At 41.1% G+C, this 22,029-nt stretch carries 21 protein-coding genes; 16 read left to right on the top strand and 5 right to left on the bottom strand.

Going from position 1 to position 22,029, the window contains the following annotated elements:
• The 7 genes from KHB02_RS16245 to KHB02_RS16215 all read left to right on the top strand — a co-directional run.
• A partial coding sequence (locus tag KHB02_RS16245) for an NAD(P)H-hydrate dehydratase (RefSeq protein ID WP_241113898.1) occupies positions 1–588 on the top strand: 588 nt, incomplete at its 5' end.
• A gap of 198 nt (positions 589–786) precedes the next feature.
• Positions 787–2,349: an ATP-binding protein gene (locus KHB02_RS16240; RefSeq protein ID WP_213146661.1), complete on the top strand. Its 1,563-nt coding sequence runs from the start codon at positions 787–789 to the stop codon at positions 2,347–2,349.
• A 208-nt stretch (positions 2,350–2,557) separates the two neighbouring features.
• Complete coding sequence (locus tag KHB02_RS16235; protein WP_213146662.1) at positions 2,558–3,208, top strand: GntR family transcriptional regulator; 651 nt, start codon at positions 2,558–2,560, stop codon at positions 3,206–3,208.
• Between the two features lie 34 nt (positions 3,209–3,242).
• Complete coding sequence (locus tag KHB02_RS16230) at positions 3,243–4,145, top strand: NAD(P)-dependent oxidoreductase (RefSeq protein WP_213146663.1); 903 nt, start codon at positions 3,243–3,245, stop codon at positions 4,143–4,145.
• A 91-nt stretch (positions 4,146–4,236) separates the two neighbouring features.
• Complete coding sequence (locus KHB02_RS16225) at positions 4,237–5,031, top strand: N-acyl homoserine lactonase family protein (RefSeq protein WP_213146664.1); 795 nt, start codon at positions 4,237–4,239, stop codon at positions 5,029–5,031.
• A gap of 59 nt (positions 5,032–5,090) precedes the next feature.
• A complete protein-coding gene (gene pcaC, locus KHB02_RS16220; RefSeq protein WP_213146665.1) occupies positions 5,091–5,471 on the top strand; it encodes a 4-carboxymuconolactone decarboxylase in 381 nt (126 codons plus the stop codon).
• 241 nt (positions 5,472–5,712) lie between these two features.
• A complete protein-coding gene (locus KHB02_RS16215) occupies positions 5,713–6,042 on the top strand; it encodes a nitrous oxide-stimulated promoter family protein (RefSeq protein WP_213146666.1) in 330 nt (109 codons plus the stop codon).
• Between the two features lie 65 nt (positions 6,043–6,107).
• On the opposite strand, the gene KHB02_RS16210 is transcribed toward KHB02_RS16215, so the two are convergent.
• The 3 genes from KHB02_RS16210 to KHB02_RS16200 all read right to left on the bottom strand — a co-directional run bounded on the left by KHB02_RS16210 (position 6,108) and on the right by KHB02_RS16200 (position 10,582).
• Positions 6,108–7,523: a peptide MFS transporter gene (locus tag KHB02_RS16210; protein ID WP_213146667.1), complete on the bottom strand. Its 1,416-nt coding sequence runs from the start codon at positions 7,521–7,523 to the stop codon at positions 6,108–6,110.
• A 271-nt stretch (positions 7,524–7,794) separates the two neighbouring features.
• Positions 7,795–9,285 carry a peptide MFS transporter gene (locus KHB02_RS16205; RefSeq protein WP_213146668.1) on the bottom strand — a complete coding sequence of 497 codons (1,491 nt, stop codon included), beginning with the start codon at positions 9,283–9,285 and terminating at the stop codon, positions 7,795–7,797.
• Positions 9,286–9,511: 226 nt separating this feature from the next.
• Positions 9,512–10,582 carry a GIY-YIG nuclease family protein gene (locus tag KHB02_RS16200; protein WP_213146669.1) on the bottom strand — a complete coding sequence of 357 codons (1,071 nt, stop codon included), beginning with the start codon at positions 10,580–10,582 and terminating at the stop codon, positions 9,512–9,514.
• A 155-nt stretch (positions 10,583–10,737) separates the two neighbouring features.
• On the opposite strand from KHB02_RS16200, the gene KHB02_RS16195 reads away from it, so the two are divergent.
• Positions 10,738–12,537 carry a glycosyl hydrolase family 18 protein gene (locus KHB02_RS16195; RefSeq protein WP_213146670.1) on the top strand — a complete coding sequence of 600 codons (1,800 nt, stop codon included), beginning with the start codon at positions 10,738–10,740 and terminating at the stop codon, positions 12,535–12,537.
• A gap of 45 nt (positions 12,538–12,582) precedes the next feature.
• Here KHB02_RS16195 and KHB02_RS16190 read toward each other — a convergent pair whose 3' ends face one another.
• A complete protein-coding gene (locus tag KHB02_RS16190; protein WP_213146671.1) occupies positions 12,583–12,945 on the bottom strand; it encodes a DoxX family protein in 363 nt (120 codons plus the stop codon).
• 119 nt (positions 12,946–13,064) lie between these two features.
• A complete protein-coding gene (locus KHB02_RS16185) occupies positions 13,065–13,367 on the bottom strand; it encodes an EthD family reductase (protein ID WP_213146672.1) in 303 nt (100 codons plus the stop codon).
• 188 nt (positions 13,368–13,555) lie between these two features.
• On the opposite strand from KHB02_RS16185, the gene KHB02_RS16180 reads away from it, so the two are divergent.
• The 8 genes from KHB02_RS16180 to aroD all read left to right on the top strand — a co-directional run bounded on the left by KHB02_RS16180 (position 13,556) and on the right by aroD (position 21,889).
• On the top strand, positions 13,556–14,323 hold the full coding sequence (locus KHB02_RS16180) for a MerR family transcriptional regulator (RefSeq protein ID WP_213146673.1): 768 nt from the start codon (positions 13,556–13,558) through the stop codon (positions 14,321–14,323).
• Between the two features lie 281 nt (positions 14,324–14,604).
• Positions 14,605–15,618 carry an ABC transporter ATP-binding protein gene (locus tag KHB02_RS16175; RefSeq protein ID WP_213146674.1) on the top strand — a complete coding sequence of 338 codons (1,014 nt, stop codon included), beginning with the start codon at positions 14,605–14,607 and terminating at the stop codon, positions 15,616–15,618.
• The gene (locus tag KHB02_RS16170; RefSeq protein WP_213146675.1) at positions 15,599–16,567 is read left to right on the top strand and encodes an ABC transporter ATP-binding protein; all 969 of its coding nucleotides are present in this window, start codon (positions 15,599–15,601) and stop codon (positions 16,565–16,567) included. Before KHB02_RS16175 ends, KHB02_RS16170 begins: the two co-directional genes overlap by 20 nt.
• A 51-nt stretch (positions 16,568–16,618) precedes the next feature.
• Positions 16,619–18,235: an ABC transporter substrate-binding protein gene (locus KHB02_RS16165; protein WP_213146776.1), complete on the top strand. Its 1,617-nt coding sequence runs from the start codon at positions 16,619–16,621 to the stop codon at positions 18,233–18,235.
• Positions 18,236–18,464: 229 nt separating this feature from the next.
• A complete protein-coding gene (locus KHB02_RS16160; RefSeq protein WP_213146676.1) occupies positions 18,465–19,472 on the top strand; it encodes an ABC transporter permease in 1,008 nt (335 codons plus the stop codon).
• A gap of 12 nt (positions 19,473–19,484) precedes the next feature.
• Positions 19,485–20,384 (top strand): nickel transporter permease, encoded by a 900-nt coding sequence (nikC, locus tag KHB02_RS16155; RefSeq protein ID WP_213146677.1) that lies wholly within the window; start codon positions 19,485–19,487, stop codon positions 20,382–20,384.
• Between the two features lie 278 nt (positions 20,385–20,662).
• A complete protein-coding gene (locus KHB02_RS16150) occupies positions 20,663–21,133 on the top strand; it encodes a shikimate kinase (protein WP_213146777.1) in 471 nt (156 codons plus the stop codon).
• Between the two features lie 3 nt (positions 21,134–21,136).
• Complete coding sequence (aroD, locus tag KHB02_RS16145; protein WP_213146678.1) at positions 21,137–21,889, top strand: type I 3-dehydroquinate dehydratase; 753 nt, start codon at positions 21,137–21,139, stop codon at positions 21,887–21,889.
• Positions 21,890–22,029 lie beyond the last annotated feature (140 nt).

Raw genomic sequence — 22,029 nt, 5'->3', positions numbered from 1 at the left:
GTTCATGAAATTATTCCGCAGCTTCAGCAGTTTGACTGTGTAGCCATTGGTCCCGGGATGGGCCGGTTTACTGGCGGAGAGGAGTGGCTCAAATTACTAATTGGGTCAATGAACGGTCAGGTTTTGATCATTGATGCGGATGGCCTTTATTTCATACGAAGCTTGATGGACTTGGTCCGCCAGTATAAGGGACCTGTCGTTTTCACTCCACATCCAGGTGAAATGGCAAGGCTAGTCAATAAGTCTGTCAAAGAGGTGGAGGAAAACCGCATCGATATTGCCCGGGAATATGCGAAGGAAAGCCATGTTTTTTTGCTTTTGAAGGGCCACCGGTCCATTATTGTCTCACCGGATGGACAGGTCTATATAAACCCGCTTGGTCATGACGCCCTCGGAAAAGGAGGCAGCGGGGACGTTCTTACTGGTCTGATTGCCTCATTTCTTGCCCAAGGTGCCGAACCCTTACACGCCATGATAGCCGCAAGTTACCTTCATGCAAGGGCCGGACAAGAAAAAGCAAAAGTTCTCTCTCATTATGGGGTCATGCCCCTTGACATCATAGAAGGAATAAAAGAACAACTAAAATAATGAGTCTTTCTTCCTAAAAATACTTTTAGTTTTTAGGTAGGAGTACAACTTATTTACTATATAAAATGGAAAAGAATGCATATTTCTGAGTATTTACCTTGTTTGTTTTTTTAGTAAACTAATATTTAGATAGTAGAAATATCCAATTATGAAAATAAGTCCTTTTGTTCCTTGTTGTAGGAAAGGAGATATATGAAAATGTACATCGAAGAAAAGGATAACAAAGAGAGCGGAATGACAAATCATTTAAGCCAGCTGGCATCGATTGGCCAAATTGCTGCAGGAATTGCCCATGAAGTGCGAAATCCATTAACAGCGGTCAAAGGGTTTTTACAGCTTTTGCAGCAGGATCAAAAAAATGAATACCTAGAAATTGCTCATTCCGAATTGGATAACGCCCTGAAAACTTTAAATAATCTCCTTCAGGTTTCTAAGCCCGATCTGGAGGACGAAGAATTCCAAACTATTTATTTGTCAGTCGAATTGGAATCCATCATTAACCTATTCCAGGACAAGATGTATGAGATTACCATCCAAACTGATTTTCAAGATACTGGTGCTGCTATTTACGGCAGGAAAAATCAATTTAAAAAGGCTTTCTTTAATTTAATTAAAAATGCAATTGAAGCGATTGACGGGGAAGGCGCCATTACTCTAAAACATTACACAAAGAATAATGAAGTCATTGTGACGATTCAAGATACAGGAGTTGGCATTCCCGAGGAGAAGCTTTCACTATTAGGCACGCCCTTTTTTACGACCAAAGATCAGGGGACAGGGATGGGACTTGCTCAGGTGTTCTCAGTCATTTATCAGCATGGCGGCATGATTTTGGTTGACAGCAAGAAAAATCAAGGAACTAATTTTACGATTAGGCTACCTCAGCAGCAGCAAAAAACACAACGGGGTGTGAGAAAATTGGATGTTATGTTTGACGATAAATATTCAATAAAAGAATACTTTTTGGAAAATCAAAAATTATTTGAGGACCGTTTGCTGGCTGAGGCGACGAATGTAAGTGACAAAATTGATGATATACATAATGTCGGAATTAATTTACTTAACAATGCCCATAAGTTAGTTCTATATGTCGTTGAAGGTCGGGAACATGAACTAATCTCATTTGCCAAGCAGGAGGGGATGGCTTGGGCAAAGCATTCCTTGACCCTTGCGTTTAAGTTGGAATGGATTCAGGCGATTCGCCGAACACTTTGGGATTTTCTCTATAACTTTGATGCTTTCAATAAATTGGAGACTGATAGAATTACATTCTTTTCATTGGAAAAAAGTATAAATGAATTAATTGATCAGTTCCTGACACACTTTTTTATAACGTATACGAAATATAAGGATGAATTGCTGGAGAACCAAAGAAAGCTTGTTGAAAACCTATCTGTTCCAATTATTCCAATTAATAAAGAGATTTGCATTTTGCCCTTAATTGGAACACTTGATGATCTGCGTATTTCAACGATTCAGAATAAAGTGCTGACTGAAATTGAGTATCGGCAAATTCAAACGTTAATTATCGACCTTTCAGGTGTGGCCTCGATGGAAAAAGAAGCCGCACGGAACTTTGTCCAAATCATCCAAGGCTTTTCGATGATGGGCTGTAAAACGATTCTCACCGGTATGCGGGCGGAAATTGTCAAAAGCCTTATTAGCTCGGGAGTCGATATCAGTCATAAGGTAGAGTTTAAAGGAACGCTGCAATTAGCCTTGAACGATATTGTTTTTCACAAGGATTTGCAAGAGGTATAAAGTTATCTAAAAAAGTACTCGGAGGAGTACTTTTTTATGTGCGCTTGGTAGGGCACAAATAAAGAGGATGCTTCCATGGGTAAATGCAATTAGATATTTTATGAATATTATAAAAATTGACTATTGACCGAATTATCTGCTAAATGGCATAATGGTTACATACTAAATTGTCGACAATGTTGTATGCTTGATTTGATCGGGAGGAAATATGGAAACGAATGCAAAGAAGACAATCGCTATTAAGATTGCTGAAGAAATTACTGCCAGAATAGGAAAGCGAATTCTACACCCGGGTGAACATCTGGTCGAGGCTGCTATAGCAGAGGAATTTAAGACAAGCCGTTCACCGGTTCGCGAGGCCCTCCTTATGCTAGAACGGGATCGGCTGGTGCAGAGAGTTCCCCATCAAGGGGTAGTAGTAAGAAGATTTACGAGAACAGATATTTATGAATTGTATGATGTTATTTACCGACTTGAAGAAATTGCGATGGAAAAAGCAATCGTCAAAATTGATCAAGATGGCATTGATAAACTTGAAAACGTTATCAAAATGCAGGAGCGAGCAGTTAAGGACTATGATCTTGAGCTTTACTATGAATTAAATGAAGAATTCCACCATTTAATTTTTTCCATCGCTAACAATAAGGTTTTAAGTGAAATGTATTTATCCTTAAGGCGATCTGCTCGTCCTTTTAGAATGCTATCAATGGCTCAAGGTTCCAACTTAACCTCTTCTTTAAATGAACATAGGGAACAGGTAAAGGCTTTAATAGAAAAAGACGTTAGTGCAGGAAAACGAGCGATATATGAACAGGAGATTCGTTCGCTTCGGTCACTGGAAATATTATTTCCAGAGTAGAGTGAAGCACAATAAAATGAAGGGATGAGAGCTTATGAAGATAGGTTTTATCGGAATAGGGAAAATGGGAAGGTGGATGTCCGAAAATATGTTGGATGCCGGCTACTGCCTTACCGTTTATGATACCAACGTTGAGGCAATGAAACCTCTGCAAGAAAAGGGGGCCATCGTTGCAACTTCCATTCTTGAATTAGCAAAACAAAATGACATTGTGATCACGATGCTGCCAAATTCCAGCGTCGTAGAAGCTATTTTAGCTGGAACAGACGGGTTGTTTCACTCCATGAAGAGTGGCGGGATTATCATTGATATGAGCAGTTCCTATGTATTCAGCACAAGAAAGCTGGCAGAGGAAGCGAAAAACTTCGGTTTAACCTTAATTGATGCACCGGTATCTGGAGGCGTCAAAGGAGCCAAGGCTGGAACTCTTACTATTATGGTCGGAGCCGAGGAGAAGGATTATTCGAAGGTGCTGCCAATTTTAGAATGTCTAGGCAAAGCAATTAATCTAGTCGGACAGTCCGGGGCAGGGCATGCACTCAAGGCGGTTAACAACTACCTGTCTGCGACATCCCTTTATGCTTCATGTGAAGCAATGATCCTGCTTAATAAACTTGGCATCGATTTGAATGTGGCGCTGGAAACAATCAATACAAGCTCAGGACAAAGCTTCTCCACCCATTATAAGTTACCGACCTTTATCCTGCCGGAAACCTATAACTCAGGGTTCTCTTTAGATTTATTACTAAAAGACGTAGGCATGGTCAATAACATCGCCAAGGACACAAAAGTACCAGTTCTTCTCGCTTCTTTAATCGAGCAAGTCTATGAAGGCGCTGCAAGAACGGGAGAACCTGAGCAGGACCATACGGAAATTATTAAGTTTTTAGAAAAGATTTCGAATGAACGCTTGCACAAAAAGGAGGTAGTTTCATAAGCACGTCACCCGAAAAAGTGAGAGGTTGTACGCATTAGGGTCGGTCAGCTTCACAATCTGTCGATAAAATGCTGATGGGAAGGAGGTTCTTATGACAATGAATGAAGCGCCTAAGTATGAGGTTTATGCGATCAAATACGCGACCCGTGACGCTACGTGCAGCAGCTATTTCCACGGCCCGGCCGATCCGCATGAAGATTTCTCCATGACCATGGATTATTTCATCTGGCTTATAAAATCGGATCAGCATGCCATTGTCGTGGATACAGGATTCAATGAAGAGGAAGCAAAAAAAAGAAAACGTACGTTTCTGCGCTGCCCGATCAGCCTCCTGCCGGAGTTTGGCGTCGAAGTTGACTCAGTTTCGCAGGTGGTGATTACCCACATGCATTACGATCATTTGGGTAATGCGGATAAAATCCCGAATGGCCAATTTATCGTTCAGGAAGCAGAGATGGCCTTTTGGACAGGCAAATATGCGTCCAGAAAAGAATTTCTGCACCATGTAAGACCGGATGATGTGGTTCATTTGGTACAGGAAAATTTTAAAGGCCGGGTCAAGTTTGTCAATGGAAGCAAGGAAATCCTGCCGGGAATCTCTGTACATAAAACGGGTGGGCATTCCGAGGGGCTGCAGGTGGTTGAGGTACCCACGGAAAAAGGAAAAGTCATTCTTGCTTCGGATGTGAGCCATTTTTATAAAAACATCCAAGAAGACCGGCCGAGTTCAATCGTCGCCAACCTTGCCCAGATGTATGATGCATTTGACTTTGTCAACGACCTGGACGAGTCTCCGGACCTGATCATCCCAGGCCATGATCCTGCTGTAATGGAAAAGTTCCCGGCAGTGGAAGGGCTAGAAGGTATAGCAGTAAGAATCGCTTAACGCTTTAATTCCATGCATTGCATGAAAAACATTAATAAAAATAGATAGGAGAAATGATCATGAATAAAGAGTTATTTGAAAAAGGACTAGAAATTAGAAGAAGTGTATTAGGTGCTGAATATGTAGATGGATCCATTCAGAATGCGGATGATTTTAATATGCCAATGCAAGAATTGGTGACACAATACTGCTGGGGAGAAGTGTGGGGCAGACCGGGCCTTGATAGAAAAACGAGAAGCATTATTAACCTTGCGATGATTACGGCGCTCAATCGCCCGCATGAACTGAAGCTGCATGTTAGGGGAGCGATCAATAATGGCCTAACAAAGGATGAGATTAAAGAGGTATTCTTGCAGACGGCTATCTACTGTGGTGTTCCTGCAGCAATTGACAGCTTCAGAACAGCAAAAGAAGTATTTGCGGCGATGGAAAAGGAATAGGGTTCATACTCAAAAGATCGGAATTGTCCGGTCTTTTTTTCATGAATTCTAGTGACAAAAAGTACTCCAAATGAGTGATTTTTTGTCATTTTAGGTAAGGTGGCCAAAATGGAGTGGCCACTTTTCTATTGCTTCTAAATGTGCGGAAATTGTAAATAGTATTCCATCTATTTAATAGATTCCATGATATGTTAAAGGTAAGAGATAAGGATTTATAATCTAAAAGTAGGAGGTTTTTAACATGGGAGCGCGTTTAATAGAACCAAACACTGGTCCAGTTATCCAAAAGGAAAAAGAAATCGTCAAGCAAATGATTGAGATTTATTGCCGCCGCAAGCATAAACATCCCAATGGTTTGTGCAATGAATGTCAGGAGTTGAAAAACTACTGTATGTTAAGGCTCTCCTTCTGCCGTTTTGGTGAGGAGAAATCATCCTGCTCCCATTGTAAAGTTCACTGTTATAAACCATCCTACCGACAAAAAATCAAAGCCGTCATGCGCTACTCCGGCCCGTGGATGCTGTTGTATCACCCTATTTATGGAGTAAAACATTTGATTAATAAAAAATAAAAAAGGACGAAGGCTTTATCTGAGAGCCTTCGTCCTTTTTTAATCAGTAGCGCAGCGTTAAAAGCTTATGCAGCTTGCTTCGCTTCTTTTGTTTCATCTTCACCCAGCATTTTCACAAGCTTTTTGGAAAGTGTAAGGAGAATCAAGCCAAGGACAATTACAGCGATACCAATGACAGAGAATACTTCAAAGTAACCCATTGTTTCAGTAAAGGCACCTAATTGGCCGGCAAGAAGGTTTGCCACAAAAGAGCTGGCCATCCAAACTGCCATTAATAAAGAGGCGAATTTCACAGGTGCATACTTACTTACAAAGGATAGCCCAACTGGCGATAAGAACAGCTCACCAATTGTATGGAGCAGATACGTGAAAACGATAAACAGGATGTTAGCTTTTGTTGTAATATGGTTATCATCACTGCCTGTTTGCATGATGGCAAATAATAAAACAATAAAGCCCGCTCCTAAAAGAATCATACCAAATGCCATTTTCGTTGGTACCGGTAAATCTCCCCGTTTGCTGTTTGAAAGTTTTACCCATAACATTGAAACAACAGGTGCTAAAAGAATGATAAATAACGGGTTAACAGATTGGAACCATGAGGTTGGAATCTCCCAGCCAAAAAGGGTGCGGTCTACGAACTTATCTGTATAGATACTTAATGCGCCGCCAGCCTGTTCGAATCCTGCCCAGAAAAAGACAACAAAAGCAGCTAAAATGAAAATCACGATTGTTCTGTTTTTTTCTACCTTCGTCATTTTTTGATTTTGTGTAGTGCCAGATTTTGAAGCCTGTGGTTTTCCAACTGGCTTTTTGCCAATTTCGCCTAAGAAACGATTGCCTAAAGCATTAAATAGAATTTGGCCAATAATCATTCCGATTGCAGATGCAAGGAATCCATATTTATAACCATATTCAATTACGCCATGTACATGTACCGCAAACCACTTATCAGTAATAAAACCAATGATTAATGGAGCGAAGAATGCACCTGTGTTAATGCCCATATAGAAAATCGTAAACGCAGCATCGCGGCGTTTGTCTTTAGCGTCATAAAGCTCACCAACAATAGTAGAGATATTCGGTTTGAAGAAGCCGTTACCAATAATTAATAATCCTAAACCAATATAAACGGCAGTGAAACTTTGATTAGAGAACAATACAATGTTACCAAGGGCCATTGTAATACCGCCAATCGTAACAGCAAGCCTCTGGCCTAAAAACCTATCAGATAAATAACCGCCAATTAACGGTGTGAAATAAACTGCACCGGTAAAAAATCCGTATAACATTAGGGCGGTGCTTTCTTTCATTCCTAATCCGCCGCTGACTAATGATTTAGTCAGATAAAGAACAAGAATAGCTCTCATGCCGTAATAACTAAAACGTTCCCACATTTCTGTCATAAATAAGAGGTATAGTCCAGGGGGGTGCTTCTTTGATTGCTTGGAATTCAGTTGACGATCCATTGTAGCATCCATATAATTTCCTCCGTTGATATATTATTATTTTAATATAATTATCTTAATTTAATAATAATTAAAACGTCAATAAAATATATGAAAAAGGCAAAATTAGAAAGATTGCCAATTAAGTATATATTGCAATAAAAGTTGTGGAACTAAGTGCTTATCGGTTTTCTATTTTGAAGATTGGAATTCTTATTACATGTTAACCAACAATTACTATTTCAATAAAACATAGAAAATTAAAAAAGGTGTCTGCACCATTAGGGCAGACTCCTTTTTATCGTTAACGAATTCCTTTCATAAATCCCTGAATTTTCGGAGCAAGCATTAGAAGGATGAAACCTAATACTAATGAAGCTCCTCCAACCGTACCAAAGTAGACCATTTCTGTTTCCGGAGTGTAGAATTTTACGATTTGCGCATTGATGGCCTGGGCTGCAGCACTAGATAGGAACCACAAGCTCATTGTTTGTGCAGAAAACGCAGCAGGAGCTAACTTCGTTGTTGCCGATAATCCAACTGGTGATAAGCACAATTCACCAAGTACGCAAATTAAATAGCTAAGCACCAACCATAATGGGTTTACCAAAGAATCAGTTCCGCCAAAGTAAGCAGGAAGCAAGATTACGATGAATGATAAACCAGAGAACAATAATGCTAATGAAAACTTCTGTGGAATATTCGGTTCTCTTTTACCGAGCTTCACCCAAAGCCATGCAAAAACAGGAGCTAATATAATAACGAATAATGGATTTAAGGATTGGAACCATGCAGGAGAAATATGAAGTCCTGCAAAATCAAGCTGGGTACGTTTGTCCGCATAGTTTGCTAAAATCGTTGAACCCTGTTCTTGAATCGCCCAGAACATAACAGACGCGATAAATAACGGAATATAAGCGATTAATCGAGAGCGTTCCACCGATGTTGTTTTTTTGCTTCGGTACATGACAATAAAGTACATAGTAGGAATTAAGATACCCAAAATACCAATTAGGTTAACAAATGTTTCAAATGTTAAATAGCCATTAGGAATCGCAATGGCGCAAATTACGGCAATCACGACAATGCCTAATCCAATATAAGTAAAGACTTTTTTCCTTTCAGCAGGTGACAGCGGGTTTGCTACTGTAGTACCTGCCAGTCCAAGATTTTTCTTCTTTGTCAGTACAAACATTACTAATCCTACGAACATACCAACTGCGGCGATACCAAATCCTAAATGGAAGCTTACACCCATTAGGGATCCAACGATTAATGGTGCAATAAAGCCCCCAAGGTTAATCCCCATATAGAAAATACTGAAACCTGCATCACGACGATTGTCGTTCTCTGCATACAGGTCACCGACCACGGTGGAAACATTCGGTTTTAGTAATCCAGTTCCAAGTACGATTAATACCATGGAGACGAAGAATAACGCTATGCTTCCGGGAATGGCAAGTGCAATATGACCAAACATGATCAAAATACCGCCATAAAACACTGCTTTTGATGTACCGAAAATCCGGTCCGCCAGCCAGCCGCCAATGATACCAGACATATAAACAAGCGATCCATAAATGGACATGATAGACAATGCTAGTGTCTGGTCCATGCCAAGACCGCCCTTGGAAACTTCATAGTACATATAGTATACAAGAATTGCTCTCATTCCATAATAAGAAAAGCGTTCCCAAAACTCTGTGAAGAACAGTGTGAATAAGCCTTTAGGGTGACCGAAAAAACCCTTCTGAGGTACACTGTCCACAATTTTCTGTTTATTTATGTTTGACATAAATCTACCTCCTTTTATTATTTTATAATACTTTTATAGTTTAGAATCGTCAAAAATATTTTTCTGGATTGTATTTACAAACTGTTTAAAAACATTGATTTTATCGTGTTTTTAGGAATTGCTTAATCAAAAAGAAAGTGTTTTTAAAATAGTTATTATTTTCAAATAAATAATATCCTTACCCTTGTCAGGTAATTTATCCATAATAAAAAAGCCCTCGAGATTTCTAGGGCTTTGATAGCAATTTTAGAATGGCATCATCCATGAGAGTGTGATCCTGCGTGGTAAGCCAAGCATCAGGAATTAGGACGTACCTGCCATGATTACCGGTTAAATAGTTATAAATAATTTGCGCTTCATCAAGGTCTTCTTTGTGGACAATAAGGGGAGTTTCATCCCTGGCACCTTTGAAAAAGGTCAAGATATTCGACTTTACCGTTGCATCGACATCCGTTCCCTCCAGCAAATACTTCTCAGAAAACAACACCCTGTTACCTTTGATTAAAAAGAGTTTAAAAGTGCCGTCATCCAAAAATTCAATCGTGACGATATTTTGATTGGCCTCCGCAAAATCAATGACATCCTCTTTATAATGAAGAAAACTGATTGCCTCCAAATACCCTTTATACTTTGCGGCCAGTTCAAAATCCAATTGCTCCGCAGCATCAGCCATTTTTTCCTCCATTTCCGCAAATGGGCTTAAGTCATTTCCTTTGATCAAAGCAATAATGCGGTTTAAAATCTTATCATATTTTTCTCTCGAGACTTTCCCAATGCACAAACCGATGCAGAGACCAAGAGAATGATTCAAACAGGGAGAACTTCCTGAGGAACGGCTGCTGCAGCTAATTTTAAAAAATTCCTTGATCCCCTGGACCGCTTTTTCCACTGCAAATTTACTGATAAACGGTCCGAAATAAAGATTTCCGTCATTTTCAATGTAAACATTCGTTACTTCAAGTGAGGGATAACGCTCGTCCATTTTCACAACGATATAGGAATAGTTCTGCGGGTTTTTCATCTTCCAGTTGAAAAAAGGTTTGATTTCTTTGATTAACTGGCATTCCAGCAGAAAAGCTTCAAACTCTGTGTCGGTCAGGATGTAGTCAAAATCCTTTAAGGTAGAAACAAGTTTTTGCGTTTTTTTGGAATGAGTCTTGGAATGCTGGAAATAGGACCGAACGCGATTCTTCAGATTTTTGGCTTTTCCTACATAGATGATTTGGCCGGCAGAATCCTTCATCAGATAAACCCCGGGTGTGAGGGGGAGATTTTTTACCTTTTCTTTTAAATCCATGTTTTTTCCCTTCCCAAATTTTCATTTCTATTATTTTATCATAGGTTGTTATTGGCGAATTATGACTAATATTTCCTGTATATTACGAATGTTTCTTTATATTAAAATGAAATCAAGACTTTACTATTTTAATAGAGAGGAAGGAAATCAGGGGGATGAAATGGAATAAACAGGCGTCTATTTTTGCAGTTATTCTTTTATTATTAGCTAGCTTTTTTACAAATTTAGGGATTGCGGAGGCCGCCAAACCAGACCGCACAGCGCCAACAGCGCCAACCAACCTGCGTGCCGCCAATGTTACAGATTCAACAGTGTCGCTTGCTTGGAATAGTTCCACAGATAACGTTGGGGTTGCCGGTTATGATGTTTACCAGGATAGTAGATACATAGGAAATACCGCGGCAGTGCAATTCGTTGTGAAGAGTCTTAATCCGAGTACTTCGTACAGCTTTTATGTCAAAGCGCGTGACGTTAAAGGCAATGTTTCTGCTGCAAGTAATACCTTAAAGGTGACGACGGCAGCAACTACTGTTGTCGATCAGCTGCCGGTGGTAAGTGACATCCAGGTTTCTCCGATTGCAGCAGATGGCAAAACCATCAGCGGAATTGTCACCTTGTCAGTCAATGCAAGCGATGACAAGGGAGTCAGCAAGGTAGAGTTCTACAGCAGCAATGGCGGGTACCTAATCAAAACGGCCACTGCCGCGCCTTATACGGCTAATTGGGCGACTGACCCATGGGTGCCGGATGGCGAGCAAATTCTGAAAGTGATCGTTTACGATACAGCAAACCAAGTTGCCCAGGTTTCGAGGACTGTTCTTGTCCAAAATACGGTGACACCAGCGCCAATGCCGGGTTCATTTAAAAAGGTCGGCTATTACGCGGGCTGGTCTACCTATTCTAATTTTCAGGTTTCTAACATTGATGCTTCAAAGCTAACCCATCTAAATTACGCATTTGCTAAAATTTCTACTGATGGAAAAATTGCCCTTGGAGATTCTTTTGCTGATGTGGAAAAGGCATTTCCGGGAGATACGGCTTACCAGCCTTACAAAGGGAATTTCTATCAATTAACGAAGTTAAAAGCTCAGTACCCACAGCTTAAAACCTTGATCTCAGTGGGCGGCTGGACATGGTCGGAAAAGTTTTCGGATGTCGCGCTGACCGAGGAATCGCGGACTATTTTTGCTAATAGCTGTTTAGAGTTTATTTTAAAATACGGCTTTGATGGAGTAGACTTAGACTGGGAATATCCGGTCGCTGGAGGAGAAAGCGATAATATCAATCGCCCAGAGGATAAGCAGAACTTTACGCTTTTATTGAAAAAAATTCGTGAAACGTTTGCTGCCCAAAGCGCTAAAGATGGAAAGCAATACCTGTTGACAATTGCCGGCGGCGCCGGTGAAGGTTTTGCCAACAATACGGAGTTAAACCTGCTGCAGGAATATGTCGATTATATTCAGTTAATGACCTATGACATACATGGTGAATGGGATACATTGACAGGGCTGAATGCTCCATTATACCGCGATCCTGTGTCGAAATTTTATTCCGAATGGAGCGTTCAGGATGCGGTGCAAACCTATTTAAATAAGGGTGTGCCAGCTAATAAGATTGTTATGGGTGTTCCTTTTTACGGAAGAATCTATAATCAAGTTACAAATGCAAATTACGGATTGTATCAGACTTTTACTGGCGGAGGAAAAGCGCTTAGTTACGCAGATATCGTCACAAACTACCTGAACAAGAGTGGGTTTATCCGCTATTGGGAACCAGATTCCAAAGTGCCGTGGCTGTTTAATGGCTCGCAATTTATCAGCTATGATGATGAAGAATCAATGGGTTACAAGACTACTTTTATTAAATCAATGGGCTTAGGCGGAGCGATGATGTGGGAGTTAAGCCAAGACCCAAATCGTGTATTGTTGACGAAGGTTTATAATGATTTGCAATAGATAGGAAAAAACACAGGTCCGCTGTCGGGCCTGTGTTTTTGATCTTTACGGATTTCGTTTGTATAAAGCGATTAATAGAACTAACATGACGATGTCTAAGCGGGCGTTAAAAGCGAATTGCAAAAGCCCTGTGTTAATTGTAGGCAGCTTCGTTAATAAAATAGCGGCTATCATAATTGCGATTAAGGGGATGACGGCATTTTTTACAGCTTTACCCGCTAGGATTAAAGCCCCGCAGCCTATTTCTAGAAGGATGACAAGCTTCAACATGAGCTGAGGATATGGCAGGCCCAGGCTCAAAAAATAGTTTGCTAAATCAGTGTTAAGCAGTTTCATTAAACCCGAGATGATAAACACGTATGCGACTGAATAGCGCAGTAGATTCATAGTTGAAAATGAAGTATGCATTTTTGTCCGCCCCCTTTGTAATACATATGCAATAATGGGGACAAACCATGACAGATAGTTTCTCTGGAATGAAAAAACAGCAGGCACTGGTGCCTGCTGCTTGCTAATATCCCTATTAATTAATCCACGATTAAAACAACTGGGGGCTTATTCAGAAATTGCATCATATTGGCCACGTCTGCCTGGACTTCACGGCCCTCAGGGGATGCTAATGACTGAGCTAGAATGGCTGGGTTTTCAAAATGAAGTTCTGCAAGAAGGTATTGGTTATCGCTCGTATTTTGCTTTTGCAAAACGCGGTGAACCTCCGCACCTGTGATATTAGGCAGTTTTTCTGCTAAAGGAATATGAACATTGAAATAATAGTTTTCGAAACCTTCTTGATCCTTCGGTTGATCATAAATAACAACTAATTTAGCCATCTTTGCTTTCCCCTTTCAACCTCTAAAAATAGTACAATCACCCTCTCATTATAAAGGGAGAAAGAACCAATTATTATTAAAACTGCTCGACAATTTGTGCAAAGAAATTTTTAAAAAATATAGGCATACTAGTGATTGACATTGACGTTGCGTTAAGGTGTATCGTTGTTGGTGAGGAGGTGAGAGGAATGGAATATACGGTGCAAAAGCTTGCGAGTTTGGCAGGGATTAGCACCCGGACGCTAAGGTATTATGATGAAATAGGGATTCTTAAGCCGGCACGAATCAATTCATCAGGCTACCGAATATACGGGCAGGCAGAAGTGGATCGGCTTCAGCAAATTCTGTTTTACCGGGAGTTAGGTGTTAGTCTCGACCAAATCATGGAGATTGTAACGGACCCTTCCTTCGATGGTGCCGCAGCACTCATGGAACATCGCCAAAAGCTCCTCGAAAAGCGGGAACAATTAGACTTGTTAATCGCGAATGTTGAAAAGACAATCGCGATGAAAGAAGGGAGATTCAAGATGTCTAATAAAGAAAAATTCGAAGGCTTCAAGAAGAAAATGATAGATGAAAATGAGAAAAAATATGGAAAGGAAGTTCGCGCCCAGTATGGCGATGATGTGGTCAATCAATCGAATGCCAAGGTCATGAAGATGACCGAGGAGCAGTATCAAGAGGTCACCGCGTTAGGCGAGGAAATTAAAACCACCTTAGCGGAGGCTATGAAAACTGGCAATCCGGCAGGAGAGTTGGCACAGAAAGCAGCAGACCTCCATAAGCGCTGGCTCACCTATTACTGGAAGGAATACAGTAAAGAAGCCCATGCGGGATTGGCGCAAATGTACGTCGACGATGAAAGATTCAAAGCCTACTATGATAAAGACCAGCCGGGAACGGCCGAGTTTCTAAGAGATGCTATTCAAATATATACTGGTATAAAAAATAACTAACCATTGAGGTCAGGCCAACACTGCGTAATATAAGAGAACGCAAGGGCCTGGCCTCTTTACGTTAACGGATTAAATTGCCATTTTCTGCGTTTTTTGCCACTTTAACGCTTTAAAGTATTATCCCTATTTTTTCCTCATTTAAAAAATTTTCCCCCAAATGACATTTTTAGATAGCGCTTACAGGGTGATTTATGTCATAATAATTTTAAAATTTATTATATTATAATATTTCAGAATGCTATTCATTTGAAAATAATAGTCTAGTCAGGCAGGTGTTTAGTATGGATCAAAATTCCATTCTTCGAATAAACGATTTAAAAGTATCCTTCCAATCCGGAAAAAAGCTCTTACCTGCAGTGGATGGGATTAGTTTTGAACTTAAGGAAGGCGAAATCCTAGGAATTGTAGGGGAATCCGGCAGCGGTAAAAGTGTCACCTCCTTAGCAACGATGGGCTTAATTCCATCACCGCCAGGAAAAATTGAAAAGGGCGAAATTATTTTTAATGGAACTGATTTAACGAATTTAACAGAAAAAGAGTGGCGGAAAATCCGCGGCAACCAAATCTCGATGATTTTTCAGGAGCCGATGACGTCCTTAAACCCACTGTTTACCATCGGGAATCAGTTGATGGAAGCCATTCGTTTACATACCGACCTCTCTAAGGCAGAGGCAAGAGTCCGAAGCATTGAATTACTTAAGCTAGTTGGAATACCAAGAGCGGAAGGGATTTTAAAAGAACATCCGCATCAATTATCAGGCGGCATGCGGCAGCGGGTGATGATCGCCATGGCGATGGCCTGCAACCCAAGAGTCCTGATTGCGGACGAGCCGACAACGGCACTTGACGTCACCATTCAGGCACAAATCCTTGCCTTAATGAAGAATTTAAATGAAAAAACGAAAACATCCATCATCCTTATTACTCATGATTTGGGCGTAGTCGCAGAAATATGTGAACGTGTCGTCGTCATGTATGCCGGACAAATCGTTGAGCAGGGCGATGTCAGAAGAATTCTAAAAGACCCGCAGCATCCCTACACAAAAGGATTATTGAAATCGGTCCCGGACTTGAGAGGCAAGAAAGAACGACTCTACAGCATTCCAGGAACGGTTCCGGTCCCAGGCACTGTTACCAATGGCTGCCGCTTCGCCGCCAGATGTGCGGAAGCGTTTGATCAATGCCATACCGATTCTCCACAATTATTTAAATCGGAAAAAGACGGACATGAAGTGCGCTGTTTCCTACATACATTGAAAGAGGAGAGTGACAATCATGTCGGAGTTACTTCTTGAGGTTAATGGTTTAAAAAAGTACTTTCCAATCACCGGCGGACTTTTTGGAAAAAAACAAGGGGAAGTAAAGGCCGTTGATGATGTTTCTTTTTATGTGAAAAAAGGTGAAACTTTAGGCATCGTAGGCGAATCCGGCTGTGGCAAATCAACGACCGGCCGCTTGCTTATGCGCTTAATTGAAGCTAGTGATGGAAAAATTGTTTTTGAAGATAAAGAGATTACAAGTATGTCGAAATCTGAATTAAGAAAGGTTCGCCGCGATATCCAGATGGTTTTCCAGGATCCCTATGCTTCATTGAACCCTCGGCATTCGGTAGAGCAAATTCTTGAAGAGCCATTAATTGTGCACGGAATTGGAACAAAAACGGAACGCCAAAAACGTGTTAAGGAAATGCTTGAGGTTGTAGGCTTGAGCAGCTATCATGCGAAACGCTATCCGCATCAATTCAGCGGCGGGCAGCGCCAGCGGATTGGCATCGCTAGAGCATTGATGACAAAGCCAAAGCTGATTATTGCCGACGAACCGGTATCCGCACTCGATGTTTCGATTCAAGCACAGGTCCTGAACCTGATGAAGGACATCCAAAAGGAGTTCCAGTTAACCTACATATTTATCGCTCATGACCTAGGTGTGGTTCGCCATATCAGCGACCGCGTTGGCGTGATGTATTTAGGAAGATTGATAGAGTTAGCTGATAGTGAGGAACTCTATGAAAATCCAAAGCATCCCTATACGAAAGCATTGCTGTCCGCAGTCCCGATTCCGGACCCGGATGTCAAAAAGAAGACTATTTTAATAGAAGGTGAACTGCCAAGCCCGGCAAATCCGCCATCAGGCTGTGCTTTCCACACAAGATGCGGGGAGTGCATGGATATTTGTAAAACTACTAGACCAATAGAACACAATCTTAATGGTCATTTTGTTGCCTGTCATTTGTATAACAAGTAATAGGCGGCATTGATGATAAATAAAAAAGCTTTAGGGGGTAAAAAAACGCTTATGAGCAAAAAGTCAATTAAATTGCTGTTGATTTCCTTATTGGCCCTCAGCATGTTCTTAGCAGGCTGCGGCGGCGAAACGACCAAAGAAACAGGCGGCAAGAAAGAGCCTGCTACTAGCGGCGGTTCAGCAAAAGATACGCTAGTCTATGGCCGTGGCGGTGACTCCACATCCTTAGACCCAATCACTACAACTGAAGGGGAAGCCTTCAAAGTGACTGAGAATATTTTTGAAACGCTTTTGCAGTATGGTGACCAAGATACGACTGTAAATCCTGGCCTTGCTGAAAAGTGGACAGTATCCGATGATGGATTAACTTATACCTTCAATTTACGCCAAGGTGTAAAATTCCACGACGGAACTGACTTCAATGCAGACGCTGTTGTCTTTAACTTTGACCGCTGGATGAACGGGAACGAAGATAAATTCCCGTACTACACAATGTTTGGCGGCTATAAAGCTGACGAAGGGCACGTCATTAAAGAAGTGAAAGCAGTTGACGAGCACACAGTACAATTTGTTTTAAAAAGACCACAGGCTCCATTCTTAAAGAACCTGGCCATGTCTCCATTCGGTATCGCAAGCCCAACGGCTGTGAAAAAATACGGCGACGACTTTAGAAAAAATCCGGTTGGAACAGGTCCATTCAAATTCGTAGAGTGGAAGCAAAACGACACGATTACACTTGAAAAGAACCCTGACTACTGGCAAAAGGGTCTTCCTAAGTTAAACAAAGTAGTCTTCCGTGTTATTCCGGAAAACACTGCACGTCTAAACGCTCTTGCTAATGGCGAAATCGATGTTATGGATGGCTTGAACAATTCTGACGAAGCAACAGTTAAAGGAAATGACAAGCTTCAAGTAATTGAGCGTCCATCTATGAACGTTGGTTACCTAGGCTTAACAACTACTCGTAAGCCATTTGATAACAAGCTTGTCCGTCAAGCAATTAACCATGCAGTTAATAAGAAAGATATTATCAAAGCATTCTACGGCGGAAAGGCTCTTGCAGCGAAGAACCCTATGCCTCCTTCCATTGAAGGCTATAACGATAGCATCAAGGATTATGATTACGATTTAGAAAAAGCAAAAGCATTATTGAAAGAAGCAGGCTATGAGAAAGGCTTTGAAATCGACCTATGGGCAATGCCTGTAGCACGTCCTTATATGCCTGAAGCACAAAAAGTTGCAGAGGTTATCCAAGCAGACTTAGCGAAAATCAATGTTAAAGCGAAGATTCAATCTGTTGACTGGGCTACTTACCTAGATAAGGCCGCTAAGGGCGAGTTTGACATGTTCATGCTTGGCTGGACTGGTGACAATGGTGACCCTGATAACTTCTTATACACATTGCTTGATAAAGACAGCATCGGCAGCAACAACTACTCTCAATACAGCAATGACGAGCTTCATGATGTATTGATTGCAGCGCAGACCGAAACAGAACAAGCTAAGCGTAACGAGCTTTACAAGAAAGCACAGGAAATCATTCATGAAGACGCTCCATGGGTACCGCTTGTTCACTCAACACCGCTGTTAGCAGCAGCTAAGGATGTAGCAGACTATCTGCCGCACCCAACTGGTTCTGAAGCTCTGACAAAAGTGTACTTTAAATAATCCATCTTGAATGGGGGAGGGAGTTTTTTTCCTCCCCTTTTATCAACAAAAGGTACAGTTTGCCGTATTTAAGGGATCGAAAAAGGTGTAAAACTACACTCTATTAGCGAATTTTTGAGTTCTATTAGCGAATTAATGCATTTTATTAGCGAATTTCGAGGTTCTATTAGCGAATTAACGAAACAGCAATCTTTTAGAAAAGAACTTTTGAAAAAAAGAGGTGAAACAAATGTTTACTTACACAGTTCGCCGAATTCTTTCCTTAATCCCTGTTTTATTCGGGATGACGCTCGTGGTGTTTGCGATTATCCATGCGATTCCAGGGAATCCTGCCCAGGTGATCCTTGGACAAAGGGCTACTGCTGAAGCGATTGCAACGTTAACAAGGGAATTAGGGTTGGACAGGCCTTGGTACATACAATATTTCGATTATATTGGCCAGCTTTTTCAAGGGGATTTAGGTACCTCTTTGAGAACTAGAGGCCCAATCAACGTGGAGATTTGGCCATATCTAGCGGCAACATTTGAATTGACTCTGGTTGCGATGATTATCGCTGTCATTGTCGGCGTAAACGCAGGAATCATCAGCGCCTGGTTCTCTAAATCATGGTTTGATTATGTGGCAATGGTTCTTGCCCTAGTAGGTGTTTCAATGCCGATTTTCTGGCTCGGTCTAATGGAGCAGTGGGCTTTTTCGATTGAATTAGGCTGGCTGCCTACTACTGGCAGGGAGAATGTTAGGGATCCCATCACAGCGATTACGAATCTTTATTTAATTGATACCTTGCTGCAGGGGAGATTCGATCAATTTTGGACTGTTGTTCAGCATTTAATTCTTCCAAGCCTTGCACTGGCGACAATTCCAATGGCAATCATTGCGCGGATGACGCGCGCCACCATGCTTGAGGTCATGCGCTCGGATTACGTTCGTACAGCACGTGCGAAAGGCTTAAGGATGTTCTGGGTAGTTTACAAACATTCTTTAAAAAATGCCATTATTCCTGTTTTAACGGTTATCGGTTTGCAAACTGGTCTCCTCTTGGGAGGGGCAATTTTAACAGAAACAATCTTTGGCTGGCCGGGAATCGGACGATACCTATATGACGCGATTGCGTATCGAGATTATCCAGTTATCCAGTCAGGAATTTTGCTTATCGCCGCCATTTTCGTATTGATTAACTTAATTGTGGATTTAATGTATGTCTTTGTTGATCCACGGATTAAATACAATAAGTAGGGGGGAGTTAATGTGGCTGAACTTGCTAAAAATACAGCAGATATCCCGGTGGTACCTGCTGAAGAAAAGCTGACACCTCCATGGAAGGAAGCACTGCAATCTTTCTATAAAAATAAACTGGCCGTGGTTGGCTTGGGTATCGTGCTATTTTTTATTGTTATTGCGTTTATTGCTCCTTGGGTGGCGCCATACGGATTCAAAGAACAAGTTTTGGCCGACCGGATGCAGGCCCCGTCAAGTAAGCATTGGTTTGGCACGGATGACTTTGGCCGGGACATTTTTTCAAGGATTTTATATGGTGCGCGAATTTCTTTATGGGTTGGATTCTTTTCCGTATTAGGATCTGTAGTAGTTGGAACTCTACTTGGTATTGTTGCCGGTTATTACGGCCGCTGGGTGGATGCCATCATTTCAAGGGTTTTTGATGTTATGCTGGCGTTTCCTAGTATTCTATTAGCGATTGCAGTAGTGTCTATTTTGGGACCGTCTTTACGAAATGCTCTTATCGCGATTGCGGTAATCAATATCCCAAACTTTGGCCGACTAGTTCGTTCGAAGGTGTTGAGCGTCAAGCAGGAGGAGTATATCATGGCAGCCAGGGCTATCGGGATGAAGGATTCCCGGATTCTGTTGAGGCATATTTTGCCGAACAGTATTTCCCCGGTCATTGTCCAAGCAACCTTGGCGATTGCAACTGCGATTATTGAAGCGGCAGCTCTTGGTTTCCTAGGGTTAGGCGCCCAACCGCCAGAGCCTGAATGGGGGAAAATGCTCGCTGATTCTAAGAACTATATTACCCAAGCACCGTGGACATTGTTCTTCCCAGGTATGGCGATTATGCTGACTGTATTAGGTTTTAACCTGATGGGGGACGGGTTGCGCGATGTGCTTGATCCGAAGATGAAACAATAACGTGGGAGGCTCCTAGAGGGGTCTCTTTTCTGTTGGGGTGCTAGTTTATGAGTTTGCAGAATATTTAAGTTTCTTGTGGTGTTTTGGTAAAATATCTTTCATAATAGGATGAAGGGCTAAGACGAAGTTATTCGATTGAAAATATCCTTCATAGAGACGATGGAGGACAAAATCAAGATGGAACAGGTTGAAAATGTCCTACGCATCTAAGATAGGAGTTGAAAATTTTGACGGTACGCCAAAACACAGAAAATAAAAACATCATTTTTATCGGATTTATGGGAGCAGGAAAAACAACTGTAGGAAAACTTGTTGCAGAGAAACTAAATCGGCAATTTATTGATACAGATGAATTAATTGAAGAGGAATTCAAAATGCCCCCTTCGCAAATATTTAAAGTATATGGCGAAAAGGTTTTTAGAGAAAAGGAAAAAAGCCTAATCACTAGCTTAAATGAAGAAAAGAACCTAGTTCTCTCGTTAGGCGGCGGTGCCTTTCTTCAAGAAGATATACGCACGGTCTGTTTATCCAAGGCTACAGTCATTTTACTTGATATTTCTTTTGAATGCTGGAAAGAACGGTTAGACCTTATCATTGACAGCCGCCCAGTCCTGCATGGAAAAACAATCGAAGAAATGGAACAACTTTATAATAATAGAAGAGAAATTTATTCTAACCATCAATTAAAAATTAGTACTGATAACAAATCTCCTGAGCAAATTGCCGATGAAATTTTAGAGAAGGTGTAAGTAATGAAGAGAACAATTAAAGTTAAGGGGTTAACGTTAGGTGAAGGTGCACCTAAAATATGTGTACCAATGGTAGGGAGAACAACACCCCAATTAATGGAAGAAGCCAGACTGCTAAAGACATTAGACCTTGACCTTGTAGAATGGCGGGTTGACTATTTCGAGCAGGTAGAGGACATCTTGCAAGTAAAAGAGGCACTTAACAATATTCGTAGTGTATTAACTGACACCCCCTTAATCTTTACTTTCCGAAGTGCGAAGGAAGGTGGAGAAAGGGAAATCAGCCACGCAGATTACATCAATTTAAATATGGAAATCTCGCAGACTGGCAAGGTTGATTTGGTTGATGTGGAGTTATTTAATGAAGAAAAGGATGTTAAAACACTAATTAACGTTGCTCATTCACACAATGTTTTAGTGATTGTTTCCAACCATGATTTTGAAAAAACCCCCCCAAAGGAAGAAATTGTATCACGCTTACGCAGGGCACAGGAACTTGGAGGGGACCTCCCGAAAATTGCCGTAATGCCTAAAACAAATGAAGATGTACTTACAATGTTAGATGCAACAAATACAATGTATGAAAAATATGCAGACAGACCGTTTATTACCATTTCGATGGGCCAAAAAGGGGCCATCACTCGTGTAGCCGGATTTGGTTCGGCACTGACTTTCGGTGCGGCAAAGGTTGGTTCTGCCCCCGGACAAATTGCGGTTAATGAATTAAGAACTATGTTAAACTTGTTAAATCAATAAATAGAATACATAGTATCAGGCCCTTTATGGGCTTTTTTTTATGGATTATTGCATAAATAGTTGTATATTTATTTAAGAAAAATTGAAAGCGTTTACACGGATTTATACCTGAAAATAGAATTAAATCTGAAAAATATGTG

This window comes from Neobacillus citreus (assembly GCF_018343545.2).
Lineage (GTDB): Bacteria > Bacillota > Bacilli > Bacillales > Cytobacillaceae > Neobacillus > Neobacillus citreus.
This window is presented reverse-complemented; position numbering and strand designations above follow the sequence as displayed.

Bases quoted from the DNA above. Each gene is read 5' to 3' on its own strand.
- KHB02_RS16170 (WP_213146675.1), top strand. From the start codon at position 15,599: ATGTCGGAGTTACTTCTTGAGGTTAATGGTTTAAAAAAGTACTTTCCA.
- KHB02_RS16150 (WP_213146777.1), top strand. From the start codon at position 20,663: ATGGGAGCAGGAAAAACAACTGTAGGAAAACTTGTTGCAGAGAAACTA.
- KHB02_RS16205 (WP_213146668.1), bottom strand. From the start codon at position 9,285: ATGTCAAACATAAATAAACAGAAAATTGTGGACAGTGTACCTCAGAAG.
- KHB02_RS16160 (WP_213146676.1), top strand. From the start codon at position 18,465: ATGTTTACTTACACAGTTCGCCGAATTCTTTCCTTAATCCCTGTTTTA.
- KHB02_RS16185 (WP_213146672.1), bottom strand. From the start codon at position 13,367: ATGGCTAAATTAGTTGTTATTTATGATCAACCGAAGGATCAAGAAGGT.
- KHB02_RS16230 (WP_213146663.1), top strand. From the start codon at position 3,243: ATGAAGATAGGTTTTATCGGAATAGGGAAAATGGGAAGGTGGATGTCC.
- KHB02_RS16165 (WP_213146776.1), top strand. From the start codon at position 16,619: ATGAGCAAAAAGTCAATTAAATTGCTGTTGATTTCCTTATTGGCCCTC.
- KHB02_RS16195 (WP_213146670.1), top strand. From the start codon at position 10,738: ATGAAATGGAATAAACAGGCGTCTATTTTTGCAGTTATTCTTTTATTA.
- KHB02_RS16200 (WP_213146669.1), bottom strand. From the start codon at position 10,582: ATGGATTTAAAAGAAAAGGTAAAAAATCTCCCCCTCACACCCGGGGTT.
- KHB02_RS16190 (WP_213146671.1), bottom strand. From the start codon at position 12,945: ATGCATACTTCATTTTCAACTATGAATCTACTGCGCTATTCAGTCGCA.
- pcaC (WP_213146665.1), top strand. From the start codon at position 5,091: ATGAATAAAGAGTTATTTGAAAAAGGACTAGAAATTAGAAGAAGTGTA.
- KHB02_RS16180 (WP_213146673.1), top strand. From the start codon at position 13,556: ATGGAATATACGGTGCAAAAGCTTGCGAGTTTGGCAGGGATTAGCACC.
- KHB02_RS16175 (WP_213146674.1), top strand. From the start codon at position 14,605: ATGGATCAAAATTCCATTCTTCGAATAAACGATTTAAAAGTATCCTTC.
- KHB02_RS16215 (WP_213146666.1), top strand. From the start codon at position 5,713: ATGGGAGCGCGTTTAATAGAACCAAACACTGGTCCAGTTATCCAAAAG.
- KHB02_RS16235 (WP_213146662.1), top strand. From the start codon at position 2,558: ATGGAAACGAATGCAAAGAAGACAATCGCTATTAAGATTGCTGAAGAA.
- KHB02_RS16225 (WP_213146664.1), top strand. From the start codon at position 4,237: ATGACAATGAATGAAGCGCCTAAGTATGAGGTTTATGCGATCAAATAC.
- KHB02_RS16210 (WP_213146667.1), bottom strand. From the start codon at position 7,523: ATGGATGCTACAATGGATCGTCAACTGAATTCCAAGCAATCAAAGAAG.
- aroD (WP_213146678.1), top strand. From the start codon at position 21,137: ATGAAGAGAACAATTAAAGTTAAGGGGTTAACGTTAGGTGAAGGTGCA.
- KHB02_RS16240 (WP_213146661.1), top strand. From the start codon at position 787: ATGTACATCGAAGAAAAGGATAACAAAGAGAGCGGAATGACAAATCAT.